Here is a 6,746-nt window from a genome sequence, read left to right as displayed (position 1 = left end):
ATATCATGGTTCCGCACCGGCATCGCGAAGCCGAATTCACCGCCTTCGCATCCACCACGGTCGAGCCAGTATTCATCCATGTCCGCATGCTTGCCGAGGCGCTTTTGCGGTGTGCGGAAATTGATGGTGTGCCTGGCGTCGGAGACGCCGAGAAAGTGACCGGCGCCGCCGCCGATCGCGATGCCTTCGATGACCAGCAGCGCCGCATCCTTCGGGCGCAGGCCGCACAGGTCGCGCGTGGCGTCGATGACGGCGCGTCGAGACTCCCGGCTGCCCTGGATCCCGCCGATGGCGACCGTGTAGCGGCTGTTGCCCATCCGGTAGAGGATGAAGCTCAGCGTAACCAGATCGAGCCGGTCGCTCTGCCGCGTCAGCTTGATCGAGAAGGCGCCTTCGTGGCTGCTGCCTGAATGGACGGAGAGGAGCATGCTCAAGCCATAGGCATCGCGCCGCCCGTTCACCATGCCGATATCCATCGCCCGCCCGCGCCATGCCGCCTCCAGCAGTTCTCGCGACAGGCCCGCCGCCGCCAGATTGAAATGGTCGGCAAGAAGATCGAAGCCGCGATGACCTGACAGACCAAGGGCAAAGAACTTGTAGGGCTTCTTGCGCAACAGATCGTCATTGGGGCAGCCCAGCCTATGCCGCCGCCGGAAGCTGGACAGGAAGCGGAACCATTTGAAGAAGCTCACTGGCTTCAACGCGAACCGGGTCAGGAACACCCGGGCTTGCCCGGCGCCCAGGCGCCTGCAGAGGCCCAGGATCTGGCTGACGACGCCGACAGTCTCGTGCAGCCAGGCACGCTTGCTCGTTTCGATGGTCAAGATGCATCCCACACGGCTGGATCGTTCGCCGGTGGGGGTAACTCCGGGGCATTACGTGGACATTGCAGGGATGCGTGGAAGGCGCTTTATGGCGCAAGACATCAGAGTGGCTGAGCGTCGCCTGTCTCCTTCCTCCCATGTCCTGGTTCCCGGGCGCTTGTTCCCATGCCCGCCGGGCAAAGACTGGATCTGGGTTGCCGACGGCCTGGAGGTCAGCCTAGCCACCACCACAGCGCCGCAACCACGGCCACTATCGCCGCGATCGCCAGCCCCAGCATGATGTAGGAGCCCTTGATGATGTCGCGGATGATCTTCTTGATTGTTTCGCGGTCGTTGAGGTTGGGGAAGGGCTCGTTGGGCAGTGCCACGCCGAGGAACTCGCAAAGTGGGCCCCAGCCTTCGGTCACCTTGTAGACCAGCAGCTTTTGCGGCGGCACCGCCGCCTTCACCTCCTCGATATAGGCGTTGTAGCGCGCCACCGCCTTGGCGCGGTCGTCCATCACGCCTTTCAGGGTGCGGCCCCACACCAGCTTGCTCGACATGTCCCCGAATTTCCGGCCGAAGGGCGTCAGCCATTCCAGGATCTTGAACTGCCAGACAGTCTCGGTGAAATAAATCGTGTCGATGGTGCTCTCATACCATGCTTCGGCGCCGCGCGGGTGGAGCGTCAGCAACACCTTGGCGTCGGGGTAGGCGGCCATCAGTTCCTTCCACACGCAACAGCCAGGATTGTCGACGGTGGCCGTATAGTTGGCGAACACACGGTTCCAGTCGTGCTGGCTGCCCGCCGGGCTGTTGGCCACCTTGCGCCAGAAATCGAGATGGCCCTTGTTGGCCTTGTTCATGATCACTTCCTGCATGTGGTAGGAAGGCAGGCCGAGCCTGTTCAGCGCGGCAAAGGTCGACCACGTGCCAGTGCGGCCGAAACCGGCCCCGATCAGTTTGAGCGTCATTTCCCCATCCCCCGGACTTGTTTTCTTCGTTACCCCAGTCCGTGAGCATCAAATTGCTCCCGACCAGGCCGGCGCGCAACAAATTTCGAGCGCGCGTACCGGACGGGCGACCACATAGTTGCGAAGTTGCTAAAATAATGGAACGTTGTCCGCGGGTAACGGGAATTTGGCAGGGAGTCGTTTGGAACCGGGCGGTTTCGACGATTTTGGGGAACGATGTATTTTGGACAGTTTCTTGTGGGGATGTCAGCCACGGCCGTCATTGTCGCGGTCTGGACCTATATGGCCACCAGTTCTTTCTGGGAGGCATTTGCCTGGACGATCGTGACGCTGCTTGTTGTGCAGGTCGGCTACTTCGTGCTCGTCGTGAGGCTGGTCTTCAGGCGCGCGCACCATGCCGCGACAAGCCAGGATCCAGTCGACGCTGTCCCGCCGCTGCATCGCGACGGTGTCTGGTTTTGAGGCCGGGCACTCGGGTTCGCTGAAACGGCCCATTCATTCGCTGTGCGCACAAGAACTCAAAGGTCGGAACCAGTGTTGACGCTTCGCGTTTTCCTGGCGTGACCGGGTGAGGCTGCCACCTCCACCGGCGCCGTTCAAGGCTCGCTCTGCTCCCGGCAGGGCGGGCCTTTTTCGTGCGGAGCTTTCCTGCGATGCTGAGACCAGCGGCCGGAACGACATGGCCTGCTCTACGTTAGCTGATGCTAAGGCAATTGAGCATATAGAGGCCGGTCCAGTCGCTGCCGGCTGCCGCCTTTCCAGATAAACGGGCGCTTGCCGTTGTGGCTGCCGTACCGCCAGCAGCTTTATGCGCTCTCCGCATTAATATCCAATCCGAATGACGCAATTTGTACGCGAGGTTTTTAGCCATTCTCGCGCCCGAATCTTAATATATGATCAGCACACGATCACTATTATTGGCCGATCAAGTGATGTTTGAATTCTGAATTTGAAATGGAACCTCATGCCGGCGATGGAGTTTCCATGCAGGGCGGAATTTGAATTCAACCTGTAGGAGATTGTTATGAAACTTTATCTTAAGAGTGCGGCGGCCGCGGTCGTCCTGATGGGCGGCATGGGCGTGGCCGTGGCGGAAAATGTCGTCGTCGTCCAGCCGGAGCAGGAGACGGTCGTTCGCGAATACGTCAAGAAGCAGCCGCTGGCGTCGGTGAACCTTCTGGGTGTCGAGCTCAAGCTCGGCTCGCCGGTGCCGGACACAGTTGAATTGCGCGAAGTGCCCAACGTCAAGTATCGCGTCGCGGTGATCAACGACCAGACCGTCCTGGTCGATCCCGATACCCATCAGATAGTTGAAGTCTTGCACTGATTGATGCTTGAGGCGGGGGTGCCCGCGCCACGCCAGGCTTGCCTTGGGAAAAGCCCGCCCCGACACCGCGTCGGTGGCGGGCTTTCTTTTTGAGGCCGGCTTTATCGGCTGTTCGGCGGCTGTTTGCCCTGCGTCTTCGCATGGCAGGCTTGTGCCTCGATCGCCTCGGCCTGCGCGATCGGCCGCATGCATCGGGCTGGCAAAGTCGTCCGCCAGGGTGCAGGGTTGCAGCGCGCGAACGTTCGCGAGCCGGCATATATCGATGTGCAGCCGGCCTTTCGGCCGAGACCTGAAAGCCCTTCGATGACCATCCCGCCCATCGAAACTGTTCGCGATGACGCACCCCGCATCCTGCTTCTGCTTGGCAGCGCACCCGACGCGGTGCGTTGCGAGCCCTGGCCGAAGCAGGCGTTCAGCCGGATCGTCGCCATCAACAATGCCTGGCGAGTGCGCCCCGACTGGGATTTCCTCGTCCATGCCGGCGATTTCCCGTCGGACCGGCTGCCCCACGACGCGACCTTGCGGCAGGCTCGGATATTCAGCGCCACGCAGTATGTCCCGGCGCAGAACGCCTTCGGTGGCTTCGTCTATGCCGGCGCCACGATGGCGCTGACCGCTGCCTATTGGACCATTCACAGCCAGAAGCCCGATGTGCTGGCATTCCTTGGCTGCGACATGATCTACGACCGGCCGGACAAGACGCATTTCTATGGCATTGGCCGGCCCGATCCGTTGCGCGACGACGTCACCCTGCGCAACCTCGAGGCCAAGTCGGCGCGCCTGCTCGTCCAGGCGTTGAAGCACGGCTGCCTGTGCATCAATCTGTCCGACCTGCCGCGCAGCCGGCTGGTGTTTCCCAGGCTCGCCTTCGACGCGCTTGGCGGCCTTTCGCTCACGCGGATTGCCGAAATGAAGGCGGACATTCTTGGCAGCCTCCGGCTCGACAAGGCCGAAAAGGCCGAGGAGATCGAGAAGGACCTCGGCTATTTCTACGAGGACGGCATGTACTGGAACCATCTCGACGAGATCGACGAGACGTTTCTTGCCGACATCGACGGACTGTGGATGTCGGCCGTCGAGCAGAGACGAGCGGGCTGAAGCTGCCGACCTCCCTCGCAGGAGAGGGAGGTCGGCGCGCTAGCTGTTCAGCTCACTCGGCCGCCAGCTTGTCCTGCGTGTTCGTGTCGAAGTCGCTGGCGTCATGGCGCTCATGCAACTGCAGGGCCGGTTCGCCGAAGGCGCGGTTGACCATGCGGCCGCGCTTGACCGCCGGGCGGGCGTCGATCGCCTTCGCCCAACGCCGCACATGCTTGTACTCCTGCACCGACAGGAACTCGGCGGAATCATTGTACATGCGGCCGAGCGCCAGCCCGCCATACCAGGGCCACACCGCCATGTCGGCGATGGAGTAGTCCTTGCCGCCGAGATATTCAGTCTCGGCCAGCCGACGGTCGAGCACGTCCATCTGGCGCTTCACCTCCATCGAGAAGCGGTCGATGGCATATTCGAACTTTTCCGGCGCATAGGCGTAGAAATGGCCGAAGCCGCCGCCCAGATACGGCGCCGAGCCCATCTGCCAGAACAGCCAGGACAGCACCTCGGCGCGCGCCGGCTGTTCGCTGGGAAGGAATTCGCCGAATTTTTCGGCGAGGTAGATCAGGATCGAACCGGATTCGAAGATACGCACCGGCGTGGCGCCGCTGCGGTCCATCAAGGCGGGGATCTTGGAGTTGGGGTTGACCTCGACGAAGCCGCTGCCGAACTGGTCGCCATCGTTGATCCTGATCAGCCAGGCATCATATTCGGCGCCCGTGTGGCCGCGTGCCAGAAGCTCCTCCAGCATGACCGTCACCTTGACGCCATTCGGCGTCGCCAGCGAGTAGAGCTGCAGCGGATGCTTGCCGATGGGCAGTTCCTTGTCATGCGTCGGGCCGGCGATCGGCCGGTTGATGCTGGCAAAGGCGCCGCCACTCGGCTTGTTCCAGGTCCATACTTTCGGCGGGGTGTATTCGGTCATCTCGGGGCCTCGTGTCTTGGGGGGCTTGGGGAAAGGATGGGCAGGTCCACCTAAAGCTAGGGCTGCGGATGGGGAAGTTCAACTTGCGTTGAACTATTGTTTTATGCCGCCGCTGCACGGAGCTTGCCCTGCTCGGGGGATGAGGTCAGCACCACCCCCCTTGCACCATCTCCCATGCGGCATAGGTATAAGAGGTATCGCGTCGCCAGAGCATTGCATCGCAGGACAAAAGCATGACCATCAATCCCAATCCGCGCTCGGTCGTTGCCGTGCGGGCCACCGTTCCCGAAGATGCCTTTACGGCCGGGGCGCTCGGCACGCTCAGGGAAGGCAGCGGCGTCGTCATTCGCAATGACGGGCTGGTGCTGACCATCGGCTATCTCATCACCGAAGCGGAGGAGGTCTGGCTGACCAGCCATGACGGCCGCGTCATCCCCGCGCACGCGCTGGCCTATGACCAGGAATCGGGCTTCGGCCTGGTGCAGGCGCTGGCGCCGCTCGGCCTGCCGGCCGTGGCGCTGGGCGATGCCGGCAAGGCCAGGATCGGCGACGCCGTCGTGCTGGCCGACGGCATTGGCCAGTCGGTGCAGGCCAGGATCGTCACCAAGCAGGAATTCGCCGGCTATTGGGAGTATCTGCTCGACGAGGCGATCTTCATTGCGCCGGCACATCCGTCCTGGGGCGGCGCCGGGCTGTTCGGCGCCGATGGCTCGCTGCTCGGCATCGGTTCGCTGCGCCTGCAGATGAGCCGCAACGGCGAAGTCGCCGATATCAACATGGTGGTGCCGATCGATCTGTTGCCGCCGATTCTCGACGATCTCCTGACGCGTGGCCAGGTGGCCAAGCCGCCGCGCCCGTGGCTCGGCGCCTTGTCGGCCGAAAGCGACGGCAAGGTGGTGGTGATGAGCGTGACCGAAGGCGGCCCGGCGGCCAAGGCCGGCCTGCGCCAGGGCGACATCATCTCCGACATCCGCGACGGCGCGGTCGATGGGCTGGCCGATTTCTATCGCAAGCTGTGGGAGAGCGGCTCGGCCGGCGCCGAGATCCCGATGCGGGTGCTGCGCGACGGCCGCGAAACCTGGCTGCGCGTCAAGTCGGCCGACCGCGGCAGCTTTCTCAAGAAGCCACAGCTGCAGTAGGCGCGTCAGCCACGCCATGCATCCGAGACTGCTCAAGACTTTCCTGGCGGTGGCGCGAAGCCGCAACATCACGCGTGCCGCCGAGACGGTCCACCTCGCGCAATCCAGCGTCAGCGACCAGATCCAGACGCTCGAAACGGAGCTTGGTGCGGCCCTGTTCACGCGTACGAAGTCCGGCCTTGAGCTGACGCCGGCGGGGCTGGCGCTGAAGCCGATCGCCGAGGACCTGTTGCGGCTCAATGGCGAGGCGCGCGCGGCCGTGCAGGCTGCGGCCGGACGGACGGGCGGACATGTGACCATCGGCGCGCTGGAGACGATCGCCTCGGCACGGCTGGCGCCCTGGCTGCCGGCGTTCCAGGCCGGCCATCCCGAGATAGCCGTGCGGATGAAGGTGACGGACAGCGGCACGCTGCGGCACCTGCTGGAGGATGGCGACATCGACGTCGCCTTCTGCTTCGACCGTCGTGATGTGGGGAGGAAGAGCAC

General features: G+C 63.2%; 8 protein-coding genes. 5 read left to right on the top strand and 3 right to left on the bottom strand.

Features of this window, described 5'->3' with window-relative positions:
* A partial coding sequence (locus EN935_RS16635; RefSeq protein ID WP_164771164.1) for a DUF535 family protein occupies nt 1–824 on the bottom strand: 824 nt, incomplete at its 3' end.
* A gap of 212 nt (nt 825–1,036) precedes the next feature.
* Nucleotides 1,037–1,777 carry a sulfotransferase family protein gene (locus EN935_RS16630; protein ID WP_109661387.1) on the bottom strand — a complete coding sequence of 247 codons (741 nt, stop codon included), beginning with the start codon at nt 1,775–1,777 and terminating at the stop codon, nt 1,037–1,039.
* Between the two features lie 243 nt (nt 1,778–2,020).
* Here EN935_RS16630 and EN935_RS16625 point away from each other — a divergent pair, with 243 nt between their 5' ends.
* The 3 genes from EN935_RS16625 to EN935_RS16615 all read left to right on the top strand — a co-directional run bounded on the left by EN935_RS16625 (nt 2,021) and on the right by EN935_RS16615 (nt 4,202).
* Entirely contained in the window at nt 2,021–2,239 is a 219-nt protein-coding gene (locus tag EN935_RS16625) for an exopolysaccharide production repressor protein (RefSeq protein ID WP_245468936.1), read from the top strand.
* Nucleotides 2,240–2,801: 562 nt separating this feature from the next.
* Nucleotides 2,802–3,104, top strand: coding sequence for a DUF1236 domain-containing protein (locus EN935_RS16620; protein WP_126069833.1), 303 nt, complete (start codon nt 2,802–2,804; stop codon nt 3,102–3,104).
* Between the two features lie 303 nt (nt 3,105–3,407).
* Entirely contained in the window at nt 3,408–4,202 is a 795-nt protein-coding gene (locus EN935_RS16615) for a hypothetical protein (protein ID WP_127264854.1), read from the top strand.
* Nucleotides 4,203–4,254: 52 nt separating this feature from the next.
* Here EN935_RS16615 and yghU read toward each other — a convergent pair whose 3' ends face one another.
* Complete coding sequence (gene yghU / locus EN935_RS16610) at nt 4,255–5,121, bottom strand: glutathione-dependent disulfide-bond oxidoreductase (protein ID WP_127264853.1); 867 nt, start codon at nt 5,119–5,121, stop codon at nt 4,255–4,257.
* 233 nt (nt 5,122–5,354) lie between these two features.
* On the opposite strand from yghU, the gene EN935_RS16605 reads away from it, so the two are divergent.
* On the top strand, nt 5,355–6,260 hold the full coding sequence (locus tag EN935_RS16605; RefSeq protein WP_109660572.1) for a S1C family serine protease: 906 nt from the start codon (nt 5,355–5,357) through the stop codon (nt 6,258–6,260).
* A gap of 16 nt (nt 6,261–6,276) precedes the next feature.
* Nucleotides 6,277–6,746: LysR family transcriptional regulator (locus tag EN935_RS16600; protein ID WP_164771163.1), on the top strand; the 470-nt coding region annotated here is incomplete at its 3' end.

The sequence above is a fragment of the Mesorhizobium sp. M7D.F.Ca.US.004.03.1.1 genome, from assembly GCF_003998635.1.
Classification (GTDB): Bacteria; Pseudomonadota; Alphaproteobacteria; order Rhizobiales; family Rhizobiaceae; genus Mesorhizobium; species Mesorhizobium loti.
The sequence above is the reverse complement of the archived record's forward strand: the minus strand, read 5'-3'. Positions and strand labels throughout refer to the sequence as shown.